14 protein-coding genes and 1 tRNA gene are annotated in these 17,473 nt (G+C 67.6%); 10 read left to right on the top strand and 5 right to left on the bottom strand.

The genetic code is table 11. The features are described from left to right. Positions 1-37: 37 nt before the first annotated feature. Positions 38-1,057: a pirin family protein gene (locus tag FPZ11_RS10340; RefSeq protein ID WP_146320657.1), complete on the bottom strand. Its 1,020-nt coding sequence runs from the start codon at positions 1,055-1,057 to the stop codon at positions 38-40. Positions 1,058-1,202: 145 nt separating this feature from the next. On the opposite strand from FPZ11_RS10340, the gene FPZ11_RS19515 reads away from it, so the two are divergent. The 4 genes from FPZ11_RS19515 to FPZ11_RS10320 all read left to right on the top strand — a co-directional run bounded on the left by FPZ11_RS19515 (position 1,203) and on the right by FPZ11_RS10320 (position 6,054). Continuing rightward, a complete protein-coding gene (locus FPZ11_RS19515; RefSeq protein ID WP_210415838.1) occupies positions 1,203-1,943 on the top strand; it encodes a hypothetical protein in 741 nt (246 codons plus the stop codon). Between the two features lie 126 nt (positions 1,944-2,069). Then, positions 2,070-4,592, top strand: a complete 2,523-nt coding sequence (locus tag FPZ11_RS10330) for an ATP-dependent Clp protease ATP-binding subunit (RefSeq protein WP_146320655.1) — start codon at positions 2,070-2,072, stop codon at positions 4,590-4,592. Between the two features lie 113 nt (positions 4,593-4,705). Next, on the top strand, positions 4,706-5,248 hold the full coding sequence (locus FPZ11_RS10325) for an amino-acid N-acetyltransferase (protein ID WP_246846180.1): 543 nt from the start codon (positions 4,706-4,708) through the stop codon (positions 5,246-5,248). A gap of 119 nt (positions 5,249-5,367) precedes the next feature. Next, complete coding sequence (locus tag FPZ11_RS10320; protein WP_146320653.1) at positions 5,368-6,054, top strand: hypothetical protein; 687 nt, start codon at positions 5,368-5,370, stop codon at positions 6,052-6,054. Positions 6,055-6,099: 45 nt separating this feature from the next. On the opposite strand, the gene radA is transcribed toward FPZ11_RS10320, so the two are convergent. Next, positions 6,100-7,452 (bottom strand): DNA repair protein RadA, encoded by a 1,353-nt coding sequence (radA, locus tag FPZ11_RS10315; RefSeq protein ID WP_146320651.1) that lies wholly within the window; start codon positions 7,450-7,452, stop codon positions 6,100-6,102. A gap of 110 nt (positions 7,453-7,562) precedes the next feature. Then, complete coding sequence (locus tag FPZ11_RS10310) at positions 7,563-8,408, bottom strand: SGNH/GDSL hydrolase family protein (protein ID WP_146320649.1); 846 nt, start codon at positions 8,406-8,408, stop codon at positions 7,563-7,565. An 86-nt stretch (positions 8,409-8,494) separates the two neighbouring features. Between FPZ11_RS10310 and FPZ11_RS10305 the strand changes: the two genes are divergently transcribed. From FPZ11_RS10305 to FPZ11_RS10295, 3 genes are all read left to right on the top strand, one after another. Then, a complete protein-coding gene (locus FPZ11_RS10305; RefSeq protein ID WP_146320647.1) occupies positions 8,495-9,337 on the top strand; it encodes a MerR family transcriptional regulator in 843 nt (280 codons plus the stop codon). A gap of 125 nt (positions 9,338-9,462) precedes the next feature. Continuing rightward, positions 9,463-9,765: a hypothetical protein gene (locus tag FPZ11_RS10300; protein WP_146320645.1), complete on the top strand. Its 303-nt coding sequence runs from the start codon at positions 9,463-9,465 to the stop codon at positions 9,763-9,765. Positions 9,766-9,832: 67 nt separating this feature from the next. After that, positions 9,833-9,922 (top strand) — tRNA-Ser (locus FPZ11_RS10295). A gap of 100 nt (positions 9,923-10,022) precedes the next feature. Here FPZ11_RS10295 and FPZ11_RS10290 read toward each other — a convergent pair. Further along, complete coding sequence (locus tag FPZ11_RS10290) at positions 10,023-11,213, bottom strand: glycoside hydrolase family 76 protein (RefSeq protein WP_146320644.1); 1,191 nt, start codon at positions 11,211-11,213, stop codon at positions 10,023-10,025. Positions 11,214-11,410: 197 nt separating this feature from the next. Between FPZ11_RS10290 and FPZ11_RS10285 the strand changes: the two genes are divergently transcribed. Together FPZ11_RS10285 and FPZ11_RS10280 are read left to right on the top strand one after the other, a co-directional pair. Next, positions 11,411-12,421, top strand: coding sequence for a LacI family DNA-binding transcriptional regulator (locus FPZ11_RS10285; protein ID WP_146320642.1), 1,011 nt, complete (start codon positions 11,411-11,413; stop codon positions 12,419-12,421). Positions 12,422-12,687: 266 nt separating this feature from the next. Continuing rightward, positions 12,688-14,859, top strand: a complete 2,172-nt coding sequence (locus FPZ11_RS10280; RefSeq protein ID WP_146320640.1) for an MMPL family transporter — start codon at positions 12,688-12,690, stop codon at positions 14,857-14,859. A gap of 29 nt (positions 14,860-14,888) precedes the next feature. Here the strand turns inward: FPZ11_RS10280 and FPZ11_RS10275 are convergent, their stop codons facing one another. Continuing rightward, the gene (locus FPZ11_RS10275) at positions 14,889-16,040 is read right to left on the bottom strand and encodes an ROK family transcriptional regulator (RefSeq protein WP_146320638.1); all 1,152 of its coding nucleotides are present in this window, start codon (positions 16,038-16,040) and stop codon (positions 14,889-14,891) included. A 116-nt stretch (positions 16,041-16,156) separates the two neighbouring features. Between FPZ11_RS10275 and FPZ11_RS10270 the strand changes: the two genes are divergently transcribed. Beyond that, positions 16,157-17,440: an ABC transporter substrate-binding protein gene (locus FPZ11_RS10270; protein WP_168203793.1), complete on the top strand. Its 1,284-nt coding sequence runs from the start codon at positions 16,157-16,159 to the stop codon at positions 17,438-17,440. Positions 17,441-17,473: the final 33 nt, after the last annotated feature.

The following is a 17,473-nucleotide window of genomic DNA, read 5'->3' as shown; positions in this document are numbered from 1 at the left end:
GCCTCTGCGCCAGAGGGAAGGAACTGGGCGGTTAGTTTCAGCGGCGCGGCTTGAGTCTCACGGTCGGCATCGTGGGAGCCGGAAGCGGGTTTCCCGGGTAGCCGGCGACCGTGCCGAAGCGGCCGGAGGCATCCTCGCCGTCGATCACCTCGCGCTGCCACTCATCACGCGAGGCGACGATCTCGTCGTGGTCGCGGCCGATGAAGTTCCACCACATCACGATCTGCTCGCCGAGCGGCTCGCCGCCCAGCAGCAGGATGCGTGCCCCGCCCACCGACGACAGCCGCAGCAGCCTGCGCCCAGGCGGCACGTAGGCGAGGTGACGGTGCGGCACCTCGACGCCCTCGACGCTGATATCGCCGAGGTCGAGAAGGATGCCGTGCTCGAACTCGGCCCGCACGTCGAGCATGAGCGTGGCACCGGCATCCAGGTCGAGCTGGGCGCCGACGAGAGGACTGAACACCGTGGCGTCGGCGGATGCCCCGGCCAGCTCCCCGATGAACACGCGCGCGACGGCGCCTCCGATCCGCACCGGCGTGGGCAGCGTGCGCTCGAAGAACGGCGTCTGCTCGCGCCAGGCGTCCGGCAGTGCCAGCCACAGCTGTGCGCCGTGCAGCACCGTCGTCTCGGGGGTGGAGTCCTCGGAGTGACTGATGCCGTGACCGGCGGTCATGAGATTGAGCTCGCCCGGGCGCACCATCGCGTGCGAGCCGACGCTGTCGCGGTGCTCGATCTCGCCCTCGAACAGCCAGCTCACCGTCTGGAGCCCGGTGTGCGGGTGGGGCGGAACGCGCATGCCGCCGGTCACCGAGACGTCGTCGGGACCGTAGTGGTCGAGAAAGCACCAGCCGCCGATCGTCGACTTGGCACGCTGCGGCAGCGTGCGATGCACCGGCATCGCGCGCGGGCCGCCGAGCGGCACGTCCCGCGGCTCGATCAGAAAGATGCCGTCTGCGTGCGGCGCGTCGTGCACGGCGATCGCGCCACGGGCATCCTCGTTCACCGTGGCGTCGCAGTCCGCGACGAGCTCCGTCGGGTGCCGCTCCAGGTTGCTCATGCGCACGAGCCTACGACGGCGGTTCCCGCCAGGCGCCGCCGTCATCGCCCGGTTCGGCGCCCTCGGGTTTCGGTGGCGAGCTCTCGGGCAGAGGATCGCGTGCAGACGGTGTCCGCACGGCCCCTGCTGCCCCTACCATGTAGCCATGCCGCGCCGTTTCGCACGTCTCGCCCTCGCCGCCACCGTCGCCGGACTCACGGTCGTGGCGCTCGCCGGATGCTCGCAGAACTCCACGAAGCCCATCACCGACTACCACGGCGAGCCGAAGGGTGTCGAGGCGCCGTCGAGCAGCGCGGGCGGCGCACCGTTCTCGGTGTGGCTGAAGAACGGCGATCAGTTCACGGTCACGCTGTACGGCAGCTCGAAGTGTCCGCCCGTCGCCACGAAGTTCACGCTCACCGGACACAACAAGATGAAGCTGACGATCTCGACCGGCAAGAAGAACGCGATCTGCACCATGGACTACGTGCCGCACACCACCGTGTTCGCCACCCCGAACACGATCGACCGTTCCACGGATGTCTCCATCAGCGGCCAGGGCATGACCTGGATCCTCGGGGGGCCTCACCAAATAGAGTCGCACTCCGTCGCGCCCGCCGCCGCGGTCGCATCGCCCGTCGCGCCGCGTCGCGCCCTGTCTCCCGTCGCGCCCACCGCCGCCCACGCGGCCCAGCGTCCGTCCGACATCGATTCACTGTCGCGCGTCGCCCCCATCGCGGCGCCCCATGTGCCGGCCGCGACAGGGTCTTCGCGCGGCGAGGGGCGCTGGTCGCTCGGCTGTCCCTTCGTGTCGCCTCGCGGGAGGACGAGCGACACGAAGGGACAGCGGAGCGTCGTCGTGCGAGCGACGCCGGACCGGCGCAGGCGCCAACACGGGCGCCCTTAACGCCGACGGCGAACAGCGCCCACCGGCTCGCCGTCGCTCATTACCCTCGAAGTATCGCGACCGACCGCTGCTTGCCGCACCCACGGCATCCGGCATACCGCCAGCGGCCGCGAGAGGAGTGACCACATGTTTGAGAGATTCACCGACCGAGCCCGTCGCGTCGTCGTTTTGGCCCAAGAAGAGGCCAAGATGCTCAACCACAACTACATCGGCACCGAGCACATCCTGCTCGGCCTGATCCACGAGGGTGAGGGCGTCGCGGCAAAGGCCCTGGAGTCGCTGGGGATCTCCCTGGAGTCTGTGCGCGAGCAGGTGCAGGACATCATCGGCCAGGGCCAGCAGCAGCCGACCGGGCACATCCCCTTCACTCCGCGCGCCAAGAAGGTGCTGGAGCTCTCGCTGCGCGAGGCGCTGCAGCTCGGCCACAACTACATCGGCACCGAGCACATCCTGCTCGGCCTGATCCGCGAAGGCGAGGGCGTCGCGGCGCAGGTGCTCGTCAAGCTCGGCGCGGACCTCAACCGGGTGCGCCAGCAGGTCATCCAGCTGCTCTCCGGCTACCAGGGCAAGGAGCAGGTGCAGGTCGGCGCCAACGAGCAGCAGGGTGCTCAGGGCGGCAGCCAGATCCTCGACCAGTTCGGCCGCAACCTCACGCAGGCGGCGCGCGAGAACAAACTCGACCCCGTGATCGGGCGCGAGAAAGAGATCGAGCGCGTCATGCAGATCCTTTCGCGCCGTTCGAAGAACAATCCGGTGCTCATCGGTGAGCCCGGCGTGGGCAAGACCGCCGTCGTGGAGGGGCTTGCCCAGGCGATCGTGCGCGGCGACGTGCCCGAGACGCTGAAAGACAAGCAGCTCTACACGCTCGACCTCGGTTCCCTCATCGCCGGATCCCGCTATCGCGGTGACTTCGAGGAACGCCTCAAGAAGGTGACGAAGGAGATCCGCACCCGCGGCGACATCATCACCTTCATCGACGAGATCCACACCCTCGTCGGAGCCGGCGCCGCCGAGGGCGCGATCGATGCCGCGAGCATCCTCAAGCCGCTGCTGGCGCGCGGCGAGCTGCAGACCATCGGTGCCACGACCCTCGACGAGTACCGCAAGCACTTCGAGAAGGATGCCGCGCTCGAGCGCCGCTTCCAGCCGATCCAGGTCGCGGAGCCGTCGCTCCCGCACGCGATCAACATCCTCAAGGGCCTGCGCGACCGCTACGAGGCGCATCACAAGGTGTCCATCACGGACGGCGCGATCGTCGCCGCCGCGAATCTCTCCGACCGCTACATCAGCGACCGGTTCCTGCCCGACAAGGCCATCGACCTGATCGACGAGGCCGGCGCCCGCCTGCGCCTGTCGATCCTCTCGGCCCCGCCGGAGCTGCGCGAGTTCGACGACAAGATCGCCAAGGTGCGCGAGCGCAAGGAAGCGGCGATCGAGGAGCAGGACTTCGAGAAGGCCGCGAGCCTGCGCGACGAGGAGAAGAACCTCCTCGGCGAGCGTCTCCGCCTCGAGAAGCAGTGGCGGAGCGGCGACGTCAAGACCACCGCCGAGGTCGACGAGGGACTCATCGCGGAGGTGCTGGCGCAGGCCACGGGCATCCCGGTGTTCAAGCTCACCGAGGAGGAGTCGAGCCGACTCGTCTTCATGGAGAAGGCGCTGCACCAGCGGGTCATCGGTCAGGAGGAGGCCATCTCGGCGCTCTCCCGCACCATCCGCCGTCAGCGTGCCGGCCTGAAGGACCCGCACCGCCCGTCGGGCTCGTTCATCTTCGCCGGCCCGACCGGCGTCGGAAAGACCGAGCTGGCCAAGGCGCTCGCCGAGTTCCTGTTCGACGACGAGTCGGCGATGATCTCGCTCGACATGTCGGAGTACGGCGAGAAGCACACCGTCTCGCGGCTGTTCGGCGCCCCTCCCGGGTTCGTCGGCTTCGAAGAGGGCGGCCAGCTCACCGAGAAGGTGCGGCGCAAGCCGTTCTCGGTCGTGCTGTTCGACGAGATCGAGAAGGCGCACCCCGACATCTTCAACTCGCTGCTCCAGATTCTGGAGGAGGGACGTCTGACCGACGGCCAGGGCCGCGTCGTCGACTTCAAGAACACTGTCATCATCATGACGACCAACCTCGGAACGGCAGCGATCTCCGGCGGACCCGTCGGCTTCCAGGCCGAGGGCGACACGGGCAGCCAGTCCGGGTACGACCGCATGCGCGGCAAGGTGAACGAGGAGCTGAAGAAGAACTTCAAGCCCGAGTTCCTCAACCGCGTCGACGAGATCATCGTGTTCCCGCAGCTCAACAAGGAAGAACTGCTGCAGATCGTCGATCTCTTCGTCAAGCGTCTTGGCGACCGGATGCTCGACCGCGACATGACCGTCGAGCTCACGACCCCCGCCAAGGAGAAGCTCATCGAGGTCGGGTTCGACCCGGCACTCGGTGCTCGGCCGCTGCGCCGCGCGGTGCAGCACGAGGTGGAGGACCGGCTCAGCGAGAAGATCCTGCACGGCGAGCTCAGCGCCGGCGACCACGTGACCGTCGACTTCAGGGACGGCGAGTTCGTGTTCACCACGGCAGCACGCAAGGACCCGGTGGGGGCCATCGCGGCAGGCGGAGTCGGCACGGGATCGGCGACGCCCGACCTCGCGGCCGGCATGTAGGCATCCACCAGCACGACAAGAGGGGTCGGGCCCGGCAGGGTCCGGCCCCTCTTGCACGTCATGCCACGACCTCGCTCAGCGCGGGCGCGCACCGCCTCCGTAGACTGAACGGCGTGGCAGACCTCCTCACCGAGCCGATATCGACGAACGAGTTACGCGGGTTCCGCGTGCGTCGCGCTCGTACGAGTGACGTGCCCGGCATCCAGAAGCTCGTGCAGCCGCTCGTGGAGAGCCGCATCCTGCTGGGCAAGGAGCGGGTCGCGCTCTACGAGGCGCTGCAGGAGTTCCGTGTGGCGCAGGACCTCGAGGGCAACCTCATCGGGTGCGGCGCCGTGCACGTGTTGTGGGAAGACCTCGGCGAGGTGCGCACGCTTGCCGTGGCGGATTCCTGGCGCGGCCGAGGCGTGGGCCACGCGATGCTCGAGCGCCTCGAGTACGACGCCTCCGGCCTCGGTCTGAGCCGTCTGTTCTGCCTCACCTTCGAGGTGCGCTTCTTCTCGCGTCACGGCTTCGCGGACATGGGACACGAGACCGTCGACCCTGAGATCTACAACGAGCTGCTGCGCAGCCGCGACGAGGGTGTTGCCGAGTTCCTCGACCTCGCGCGGGTCAAGCCGAACACGCTCGGCAACACGCGCATGATCAAGCACCTGTAGAGGCGGGCGTCCTTCGCGGGTGAGCAGCGGCATCCGCTACCACGCTGCGGGCCTGGAATTGCCGTTTGACCCCGGCGAGTTGTCTCAGGTGTCGCATGGGGCGCGCCTAACCTGAGGGCATGTCGAGCCTGAAGCATCCGGTCGGCCCCCAGTCGAGCAGGGTGTACTGGCGTCGCCGGCTCGTGGTGGGACTGGCGTTGCTGGCGATCGTCGTGGTCATCTTGCTCATCGTCTTCGCTCCGCGGGGCAATTCGGATGCCTCGGCACCGGTCGCCACCCACACCTCGGTCCCGACCAAGACGCCGACGCACGCGTCGGCTCCGGTCGGCACCGCAACGCCGGTGACGACACAGACCGCGACTGCGAAACCGTTGCCGACGACGAAGACCACGGCGGCCGCGAAGACGTGCAAGAACTCGGATGTCGATGTCGAAGCGATCACGGACAACGACAACTACGCCGCGGCCCAACAGCCGAAGCTCTCGTTCTCCATCACGAACACCGGAACGGCAGCGTGCACCTTCGACGTGGGCACAGCGAAGCAGGTGTTCACGATCACGAGCGGCACCGAGGTCTACTGGAAGTCCACGGACTGCCAGGTGAAGCCGGCGAGCACGGTGATTCTGTTGGAGCCGGGCAAGACGCTCGCATCGGCTCCGATCACCTGGGATCGAACCCGTTCGGATCCGTCGACCTGCAACGCCAAGACTCGCCCGGCCGTGCCCGCCGGCGGTGCGTCGTATCACCTGCAGGTCACGGTGAATGGCGTCGTCTCCTCCGGTACGAAGCAGTTCCTGTTGTACTGACCCGGTCGCCGCGCTGAAGCGGCCACATTGCTGACACCACTGCCGCTAGAACGCGGCGTCGAGTTCCCGCTCGCGTGCGCTCAGTCCCGTGGCGAAGGCGAGGCGAAGAGCCTCGCCGATGCCGCCTGCCTCACCGTCGATGACCTCGCGGAAGCCCATCCGGGCAGCCTCACCCGCCCGCTGACGCGCGGCAGCAACGGCGCGCACCTCTCCGGCGAGGCTGATCTCGCCGAACGCGACGACGTTGTGGGCGATCGCGCGGTCCCGCACGGCGGAGGCCACGGCGACCGCGATCGCGAGGTCGGCGGCGGGCTCCGTGAGACGCACGCCGCCCACTGTCGACACGTAGACATCCTTGTCGGAGACACGGATGCCGGCCCTCTTCTCGAGCACGGCGAGCAGCATGGCCAGGCGCGCGGCATCCACCCCGCTCGTGACGCGGCGCGGGTTGGGGGCGCTCGTGTCGATGACCAGTGCCTGCACCTCGACGGGGATGGCGCGTCTGCCCTCCATCGCGACGGTCACGCACGTGCCGGAGACCGCAGCTGACGACCGGCTGAGGAACAGTCCGCTCGGGTCGGGCACCTCGGCGATGCCGTCGCCGGACATCTCGAAGCAGCCCACCTCGTCCGTCGGACCGAACCGATTCTTCAGCGCGCGCACGAAGCGCAGCGCGGTCTGACGGTCGCCCTCGAACTGGCACACCACGTCGACGAGGTGCTCGAGCGTACGAGGGCCGGCGACCTGTCCGTCCTTCGTCACGTGCCCGACGAGCAGCACGGGCAGATTGCGCTCCTTCGCAACTCGGATGAGCGTGGTCGCCACCTCCCGCACCTGGCTCGGGCCGCCCGCCAGCCCGTCGACGGCGGAGCTCGCAATGGTCTGCACGGAGTCGACGATGACGAGCTGCGGGTCGATGGCATCGATCTGGCCGACGACGGCCGCGAGGTCGGTCTCGGCCGCGAGATAGAGGTTCTCGTGCAGCGCGCCGGTGCGCTCGGCACGGAGTCGCACCTGCCCTGCGGACTCCTCCGCCGACACGTACAGCACACGCGACTTCGCCGCGGCCGCGCGCGAGGCGACCTCCAGCAGCAGCGTCGACTTGCCGACGCCCGGTTCCCCCGACAGCAGGATGGCCGCACCGGGAACCACGCCGCCGCCGAGCACGCGGTCGAACTCGGTGATGCCGCTGGGCCAGTGGAACACGGCATCAGTCGAGATCTTCGTGATCGGAGTGGCGGCACGGTCATCGGCGATGCGCGTCGGGGTGAGGCGAGTGGATGCCTGCAGCACCTCGGTCATCGTGTCCCACGCCTGGCAGTCTCCGCAGCGCCCCACCCACTTGGCCGTGGTCCATCCGCACACCGTGCAGCGGTACCCGCCCTGCGTCTTCGCCATGAAGCCTCCGTGTTCGTTCGATCGTGCCGTGCGTCCGGATCATGCGACCGATCGGCCGTTCGTGACAGCGTGATCGGGCGGCGACCTCCTGCGCCGGCGACGAACCAAGGCTACGGGCGGCCTCCGACGCCGCCTTCCGTCGCGGGCGGCGATGTGGAATCCCGCTCCGCGGAGGCGCCTGTGGAGGGCTCAATCGCGGCGGGTGCGTGCGCAGAGATCTCGTGCACAGAGAGCTCCTCGACGCGCCGCGCGACGAGTGGTTCGAAGGCTGCCGCCCACACGCGGTAGCCGGCGTCGTTCGGATGGAAGTGGTCACCCGCGAACCACAGCAGCGCGCCCAGGGGGCCGAGGGCACGCGTCGCCCTGTGTACCGGCGCGACAGCGAGTCCGCGTTCGGTCGCGAGCCGCCGCACGATCCGGTTCGCTTCGGCGACCTTGCGCTCGTTCCGCGGCAGATAGAAGTAGGGAAGCTCGGCGACGATGGCGTGCGACGGGAGAGCGTCGAAGACGGTGACGAGGCCGCGGGCGAAGGCGACGGCATCCCACCGTGCGATGTCGTTGGAGCCGATCGCCACCGTCACGACGTCGGGCTGCAGCTTCGCCAACCGCGGCAGCTGATAGTCGATCAGCTGCGCGACAGTGGCGCCCGACACGCTCAGGTTGACCGTGCGCACCGAGCGTCTTCCGCGCAGTGCGATGCTGCGGGCGAGGAGGCCGACGTATCCGTCGTCGGGCTCGGTCGCACCGAGCCCCTGAGCGGCGCTGTCCCCGAGCGCCGCGTAGAGCAGATCTCCCTGTTCCTTCGCCCGTGCGCGCCACCACGCCGAGTTGACCGGGATCGTGTCGTTCAGCGCTGACGCCGCGCGACGCATGCGACGCAGCGCGCCCCGTGTCAGGGCTGCGAGGGTGAGCAGCAGCGCGACGCATGCCGCGATCGTCGCGGTGACCCATGGCATCCGTGATCGTGCCCGCACGGTTTTCACACTATGCGGTGATCGACGCTTGACCCTCACACCGTGTCAGGGGCGACCATGATGAAGTCATGTTGAGCATCGGAGAATTCGCCTCGATCGGCAGGGTGAGCGTGCGGATGCTGCGTCACTACGACGCCATCGGCCTGCTCCACCCCGCCGTCGTCGACCAGGCCACCGGCTATCGCTCGTACACGCCGGCGCAGATCATCGCGCTGAACCGCATCGTCGAGTTCAAGGAGCTCGGGCTCACCCTCGATCAGGTGCGGCGGATCGTGGACGGCGAAGTCGGAACGCAGCAGCTGGAGGTGATGCTGACCACCGTTCGTGCCGAACTGCAGAGGTCGCTCATCGAGGATGCCGCGCGGCTCGACCGCATCGACGCAAGACTCCGAACAGTAAGAGGAGAGAGTGTCATGGCTCAGACCAGCAGCATCAGTGTCGACGTTCGGAGCGTCGAACCGCAGAGAGTGGCGACGCTCACGCGGCGCGCCCCCGGGTACGGCTCGGAGAACGTGGGGCCGGTGATCGGTCCCATGTACCCGGAGACGGAGAGGATGCTCGACGCGGCCGGCATCACCGGCTACGGTCCCGCGGTCGCCCTCTACGAAGCCGACGAGAGCGGCGACGGCGAAGGCATGTTCGTCATCGCCGGATTCGTCGTCCCCGAGGACACGCGCGAGGTGCCCGGCCTCGACGTTCACGAGATTGCCGCAGTCGACCTGGCGGCGGTGACCGTGCATCGCGGCGAGGTGGACGGCATCGATGATTCGTGGATGGCCCTCACCGACTGGATCACGCAGAACGGCTACGAACTGGCCGGTGTGTGCCGCGAGGTGTACTGGACACCAGGCGATCGCCCGCAGTCGGAATGGGTCACCGACCTCGTGCAGCCTGTGCGGGCCGTGGCGTAGCCCCCGCATTCGCCCGGCGCGCCCGCGCCGATTGCTGCGACGGCCGCCGGGCCATGCTGAACTGATCACGGCGCCTCGTCGGGATGGTGCTCGGCGATCGCCGGTGTCGAACAGAGGGCTCGGGCATGGCCAGGAGGAACGCCGCGTTGAGCGCGCTGGTGTGGATCACCGTGATCGGCATCGGTCTCGGCTGTGTGCTCGTGTTCCTGGGCGTGCTCGCGCTCGTGCGCAGCTGGGACGTCGACTCATGGGTGGGGCCCTGGCTGACGGGCCTTGGTCTCGGGCTCGCCGCATTCGGCCTGCTGGCTTCGCTGTTCGCGCTCGCGGCATCTGCCGTGGTGAAGGCGATCGAGAACGCGAGCACGGTGCGGCGCACGGTCGCCAAGAGTCCCACGGCGACCACGGCGACGCAGCCGATCCAGAACTGACATCAGCGGCTCGGGGCGGATGCCGCTCGAATTGGTCGCTGCCGCCGCGTCGCGTACAGTAGACGGCGGTACCGTGTCCGAGCGGCCGAAGGAGCATGTCTCGAAAACATGTGTGGGGGCAACTCCACCGTGGGTTCAAATCCCACCGGTACCGCCACGAAGAACCCCCGAGATCCCGGTGTTTACCAGGGATCCGGGGGTTCTCGCTTGTCTCAGCGCTGGGACGGAAGTGCTCGACGTTCCGTCGCGAGCCGACGTCAGTACAGGCGGGACCAGCTGGAGGCATTCGCCGCCAAGCTGGCGTAGACCTGAACGGCGGCGCCCTGCTCCAGTGCCTTGGTCGCACCACTGATGTCCTGGGAGAACAGGCCAGTCGAGGCATCCCTGCGCGCCGACCAGAGCAGGTCACCGTAGTCGTTCATGGCGTCGTAATACTCCCGGCTCCGCGTCGCCGTGGAGAGAAGGAGAAGCGACTTGAAATAGATCGAGTTGAAGTAGATCGGCTGTTGCCCGATGGACCCTGACTCGACGTAGTACTCGTAGCTGGCTTGAGCGACATCGACCGCATGGTCCAGGTACCTGCGGTCGTGGGTGGCCAGGTAGAGGGCGTATGCCGCGGCGAGCGGGATGCCTTGGTTGTATGACCACTTGGTCTTCTCAACGCTTCCATCCATGCTGACGTGATCGAAGTAGAGGCCGTCGGTGTCGAGAAGGTACCGGTTCGTCCAGTCATAGGACCGCAGCGCACCTGTCAGATAGTCGCGGTTGCCGGTGATCGCGTAGAGCCGTGCCCCGATGAGCGCGGTGGGCATGTTGGAGACGGTATTGCGGTCCTGGCTCCACGAGGCCTGAGTCCAGAAGACCCCGCCGGGGTCCGGGTGGGTCGGATCGTCGTCCCAGCCCGACTGAAGCAGGGCGAAGATCTGCTCGGCACGCTGGAGGGCGACTTTGTCGCCGGTCATCAGGTGAAGCTGAATCTTCTCCAGTGCTACCCAGGCATTGTCGTCGTAGAACAGATCGCCGCTGTTGCCGTACGGAGCCTGGGCACCGGACGCGTAGCCGGGTCGTCCTGTGGTGCTCGAGTTCTCCCAGTAGTGCTCCTGACCGGTTGCCAACGAGGACAGAGCGGCACGAGCCGTGTTGCTCGGACGCATGGCGACGAGGTCGAGTGCTGCGACGTGCACTTGTGAGTGCGACCACTCGTAGCCGTACGCCGGATCGCCCGATTGCGCCGGGTACGTCTCGTGCACGAGGTTGGACCCGTCGTTGGCCAACACGAACCGCTGCAGGGCCGACCAGGATTCGAGCGCCCGCATGGAATTCGCGTTGCCGGGGTGAACCGGAGGCCATGCCGGCGACGCCAGCGCCGCTTCTGCTGCGGTGCCCGAGAGCGCTGCGCCGCCGACCGCGCCGAGACCGGCCTTCAGGAGTGTCCTTCTGCTCAACATCGATAGTTCTCCTTCGAATTCGGATGGAGCCGCTGATCGGATGCGATGTCATCGCTCCGTGGAAACGTTTCCAAGAATTGATAGTAGTGGTGACATCCGGTTGGGGGTCAAGACCCGATCGCCGAAGTGCTGACACAATGGCGCCAGACGGAGGGCGGGTTTCGGGAGTGAACAGCGGGCGGGAGAAGCCTCCGACCATGAATGACGTCGCCCGGCGTGCCGGCGTCGGAGTCGGAACGGTCTCTCGGGTCGTCAACCACTCGTCGTCCGTGACGCCCGAGACGAGAGCCCGTGTGGAGCACGCCATCGACGAGCTGGGCTTCCGTCGAAATGAGATCGCGCGATCGCTTCGGCCAGGACAGGCGCCGAAGACCATCGGCATGGTCGCCGGTGATCTCACGAATCCGTTCTACGCAACCGTCGTGAAGGGCGCGATAGCTGCCGCGGCTCGACAGGGATACGCCGTGGTGATCGCGATGGCGGACGAAGACCCAGAAGCGGAGCGCCTGGCGATTCGTGGGCTGCTGGCACGCGGTGTGGCGGGACTTCTCCTTGTTCCCGACAAAGGCGACCACGGATACATGGACCAGCGCGGCGAGGGCATGGGCGTGCCGACCGTGATGGTCGACCGCCCTGCGTCGGGGGTCACCCGCGACGTCGTGCTGTTCGACAACGAAGCGGCAGGGAGGATCGCCACCGAGCACCTCTTGATGCACGGCCACACCAGGATCGGGGTGCTGGTCGCACCCTCTCATTACACGACCGGATGGCGGCTCCGCGGCTTTCGCAACGCGATGCGCGGAGCGGGGCAGCGAGTGGACGATGCCCTTGTCCTTCGGCTGCGTGAAGGGTCATCGCAATCAGCTGAGGAGGGATGCCGACGCCTGCTCGCCCGCGCCGACGCACCATCGGCGCTCTTCACCACAACCAGCTTCCTCACGCTCGGGGCGCTCCGAGCGATGCGCAGCGTGCCGGTGCATCCGGCACTGGTCGGCTTCGACGACTTTCCGTACGCGGAGCTCCTCCCCACCCCGATCACCGTCGTCGCCGGCGACGCAGAAGACCTGGGATGGACCGCGGCGACCCGTCTCCTGAGGCGGATCGAAGAACACGACCTGCCCGTCGCCCGTCTCATGCTGCCGGTCACGCTGCGCGAGAGAGGCAGCGGAGAGGCTGCACCCTCCGTCGACCTCGCCACGACTCGGTAGTCGTGACCTTTCCGGGTGCGAACCGCCGAGCGCGGACGGGCCCACGAGCCGCGTCAAGGTGCTGTCCCAGGGGTTGCGGCATCCGAGGCGGGCCGGGAGCCGTCGCCCGATGAGCTGTGGCTGCACCTGACGCAGATCCCGTTTCCTTCCACCCCTGGGTGGATAGCCCCACGTTCCACCCTCGGCATGAGGTGCGGAGCCGACTCGCAGAGCACGATCGATGAAGTCGCCGACGGCCGGCGTCAGAAGCACGAGAGGCAGAGCGCGTGGCCAAGTGGATGTACCGGGTCGGAGCTTTCAGCGCCCGACGTCGCTGGTGGGTGATCGCGGCGTGGATCGTGCTGCTCGTCGTCGCGATCGCGAGCATGGTGGCCTTCTCGAAGCCCCTTGACGGGAGCATCACGGTCAAGGGCCTCCAATCGATCACGACACTCGACTCGGTGCAGAAGACCTTCGGCGGCGGCAACGCCGAGGGCCGGGTGGTCTTCGCCGCGCCGAAGGGGAGCACGCTGACGGCGGCCGATGCGCGGTCCGTCGCTGCGCTGAGCTCGAAGCTCGCCGAGGTGCACGGGGTCAGCAGAGCGATCGACCCGTTCTCCCAGCCGAAAGCCGGCGGGCTCGCTCCCGACCGTCGAATCGGCTACATCACGGTGCAACTCGACTCGGCGACCCTGTCCGGCACGACGGCGCGGGGCATCCTCTCGGCCGTGGTGGATGCCCGCAGCCCGCAACTCGAGGTCGAAGCCGGCTCGGATGCCGTGGGGCAGGCGGCCTCGTCGTCCAACCAACTGCCCGGCATCGTCCTGGCGCTGATCGTGTTGTTGATCACCTTCGGCGCCACAGTCGCAGCGGGCATGCCCCTGCTCTCCGCTCTCGTCGGATTGGGGACGAGCATCACCGCGATCTACGCGGCGACGAGCTTCGTCTCGCTGACCTCGGTCGCGCCGACCCTCGCACTGCTGCTCGGTCTCGCCGTCGGCATCGACTACTCGCTGTTCATCGTGAGCCGCCACCGTCGACAGCTGCTCGACGGCATGAGTCCCGAAGAGTCGCTGCCGCTCGCCGTCGGGACAGCAGGAACCGCAGTGTTCTTCGCTGCCGCGACCGTGATCATCGCGCTCGCGGGCCTCGCGGTCGAGAACCTGGGGTTCCTCACTCAGATGGGTCTGGCCGCCGCCTTCGCCGTGTTCGTGGCGATGCTCGTCTCGCTCACACTCACCCCTGCGCTGCTCGCGCTCGCCGGCTCACGGGTGATCACCCGTCGGGCGCGACGACGCCTCGCCCTCGGCGAGGTCAAGCGCAGCCGTCGCATCGCCGCGGGTTGGATCGCCGCGGTGCAGAGGCGGCCGGTGGTGTTCTTCCTCGCCTCGATCGTCGTCGTCGCCGTGCTCGCTGCGCCCGTCATGGGAATGCGATTCGGTCTCGGCAACGACGGCACTCAGCCGAGCACGACAACCCAGAGAAAGGCGTACGACCTGCTCGCCGAGGGCTTCGGAGCCGGCAGCAACGGTCCGCTCGAGGTTCTCGCGACCTATCGGCAGGCGCCGACGCAGGCCGAAGCGGGCGTGCTTGCGCAGCGCATCGGGAACACGAAGGGCGTCTCGGAGAGTCGGCTCGCCGGCCTGAAGGGCGATCAGCTGCTGGTCGCGGTGATCCCGAAGAGCGGGCCGTCGGATGCCGGGACCGTCACCCTTGTGCACTCGCTGCGCGAGGCATCCCTCGCTCGTTCTCTGCCGGGCTCGCCGAGACTCGAGGTGACCGGACAGACAGCGGTGGACATCGACATCTCCGCGCGGCTCGCCGGCGCGCTTCCTCTGTATCTCGGGCTGATCGCGCTGTTCGCGTTCCTGCTGATGGTCGCCGTGTTCCGCTCCCTCCTCGTGCCGCTCAAGGCCGCCGTGAGCTTTCTCCTCAGCCTCGGCGCATCCCTCGGAGTCACCGTGGCCGTGTTCCAGTGGGGATGGCTCGGCGGTCTCTTCGGCGTCGACCCGCCTGCGCCCTTGCTCGCCTTTCTGCCGACCATCGTGATCGGAGTGCTCTTCGGACTCTCGATGGACTACGAGATGTTCCTCGTGACGGGCATGCGCGAGCACTTCGTGCATCACGAGGGTGCGCGTGAGGCGATCTCGACCGGCTTCCAGCAAGGTGCGAAGGTGGTCGTCGCCGCGGCGCTCATCATGATCGGCGTGTTCGGCAACGGCGTCGTCGAGGGTGACTCGACGATCAGGCCGATCGCCTTCGCGCTGGCCGTCGGCATCGTGGTCGACGCGTTCGTCGTGCGGATGACACTCGTGCCCGCTGTGATGACCCTTTTCGGAAAGGCCGCATGGTGGCTGCCGCGGTGGCTCGACCGCATCGTGCCGAACGTCGACGTCGAGGGCTCGTCGCTCGGGCGGCCGGTGGAGGCGCCGCATCCCGTTGACGCGATGGTGCAGTGATCAGGCTCTGCGTCTGACTCGGCGTCGGATCACGATCGCGCCGATCCGCCGAGCGAACGATTCAGAGCCAGCGCGGCTGCCCCCACGGCGTCGTCGTATTCCGCCCACGAGGTGAGGGAGACGACGGGCGTGCTGTTCAGTGTCGGGGTCGTCGCGGCCAGGCCCCGATCGAAGCCGGATGCGAGCGCGGACCAGATCGGCGTGGTGCGGCCGGTGATCAGCACGCGATCGATGCCGAGCAGCGTGATCGCTGCGCCGACGGCCCGCCCGAGCAGAACTCCTGCGCCGGCGAAGATCGCGCTCACCCGTTGGTCGTCGCCGGCGGCAAGGCGAGCGAGGTGCTCGAATGACGTGACCTGCTGCGCGAGCGCCGTCTCGATGTCGTGGGTCAGTTCGCCGAGACCGGCGTAACCCTGCAGACATCCGATGTTCCCGCATGGGCACGGGCGACCGTTCGGGTCCACGGAGACGTGGCCGAATTCGCTCGAAGCGCCGTGGGCGCCGCGCAGCACGCGACGGTCGGAGACGATCGCCATTCCGATGCCCTGCCCGACCGACAGGAGCAGGAAGGAATCCGGCGTCGAGCCCGTGTCGAAGGTGAGGCTGTGCGTGGCTGCGACGTACACATCGTTGTCGACGAAGACGGGCAACCCGAGCTCGGCGCCCAATTCGTGCGCCAGTGGCATGTCGCGCCAGCGCAGGATGACCGAGACAGAGACCGTTCCCGTCGAGCTGTCGACGACGCCCGACAGCGCCAGCCCGACCGCGACGCATGCGCCCCGGCTGTCCAGGCTCGCGATGAGATCACTCACGGGGCGCGCCAGCTGCGAGACCACATTGGTCGCGGGGTCGAAGGCGGCCGTGGACTCGGAAAGGAGCGCTCCGTCGGTTCCGACCGCAGTGAGTCGGATGTGGTCGGGCAGCACGCTCATGCCGATGACGTAGGCGACGTCCGCGACGCACTCCAGCGGAACCCTGGGACGCCCGTATCCGGTCGACTGCGGTTCGAGCTCGCGCACGAAGCCGGTTTCGAGGAGCCGCTTCACCTGGCTGCCGATGGTGGCGGGACCGTATCCCAGCGTCTGGGCGAGCTCGCTGCGGCTCAAGCCCGGCTGCCTGGTGAGCGCCGCGAGGATGGCGGCCCGGCTGACGGCGTCACTGCTTCGGGAAGTCGTGGTCACGGTGCTTCTTTCGTCGTCGAGGCAGAAACATCGGATGTCTAGGTTGACACGGGACTTATTACGCCTCAATATTAACTCGATCTCGCACCGAAGATCCTACTTTTATGGAGGCAGCAATGAGGCTGAGGCTGAAGAAGCTCGGCGCCATCGCAGTCGGGCTAGCCATGCTCGCCGGCGTGTCCGCATGTACGTCGTCTGGTTCGTCGCAGGACTCTGCGAACAAGAACGTCACCCTGCAGTGGGGCTTCTGGGACCAGGGCGCTGCGGGCGACAAGACCTATCAGCAGCTCGCTGACCAGGTTCACAAGAAGTATCCGAACATCACGGTCAAGCTCACGCAGCCGCCGTTCGCGGACTACTTCACGAAGCTGCAGTCGCAGCTCGCGGCCGGCACGACCCCGTGCATCGTGAGCATGCAGAGCCTTCGTCTCCCCGGTTTCGCCAGCGCCCTCGAGCCGCTCGGCGACCTGATGAAGGAGCAGGGCTTCAAGACGAGCGACTGGGATTCCGGCGCTCTGAAGGCGCTGCAGTACAACGGTGAGCAGTACGCGATTCCGTATGGCCTGTCGACGATGATCCTCTACTACAACAAGGATGCCTTCGCCAAGGCCGGTCTCGCCGAGCCGAAGCCGGGCTGGACCGTCGCGGACTTCGAGGCCGACGCCAAGAAGATCACCGAGGCGACGGGCAAGCCCGCGTTCGGGCAGTCGTTCTCCGACCTGCACATGTTCTCCATGCTCTACGCGAAGGACGGCGCTCTGCCCGTCACCAGCAAGGGCAAGCTCGACCTGACGAACTCCGCGATGGAGAAGGCCTTCAGCTGGTACAGCGGACTTTCCACGGGCCAGAAGACGGCGAGCACGCCGGCGAGCTCGGCCGACATCCCCTGGGGCGAGCAGCAGTTCGTCGCTGGCAACGTCTCCATGGCCGTCGACGGCACCTGGGACCTGGTGCAGAACGCGACCACCGCGAAGTTCAACGTGGGCGTCGTGACGCTTCCCGTGGGGTCCAAGGGCGGTGGCACCCTGTCGGCGAACTCGGGATTCGGCATCTCGAAGACCTGCCAGTACAAGAAGCAGGCCGCGCAGGCGATCTCGGTGATCGTGGGCGCCGACGCCTCCAAGACCTCGGCGGAGCAGGGCAACCAGCCGGCACGCAGTGCTGACCAGTCGGTGTTCTTCGACGCGGTCGCCAAGCAGGTCGACTCGAAGACCCCCGGCTTCTCCGCGCAGGCGAAGGAGGTTCTGGCCGACTCCAGCAAGGGAGCGACGCCGTTCATCTCCACGAGCAACTGGGATCAGACCACCAAGGTGATCGCCAGGCAGTTCATCCTCTCCTATACCGGGAGCCAGTCACCCAAGCAGACACTGCAGAACGTGCAGAGTCAGCAGGGCCAGTAGTCGAGAAGCGTTGAGGAGGGCGGCAGCCGTGCC

The organism is Humibacter ginsenosidimutans, from assembly GCF_007859675.1.
GTDB lineage: Bacteria > Actinomycetota > Actinomycetes > Actinomycetales > Microbacteriaceae > Humibacter > Humibacter ginsenosidimutans.
The sequence above is the reverse complement of the archived record's forward strand: the minus strand, read 5'-3'. Positions and strand labels throughout refer to the sequence as shown.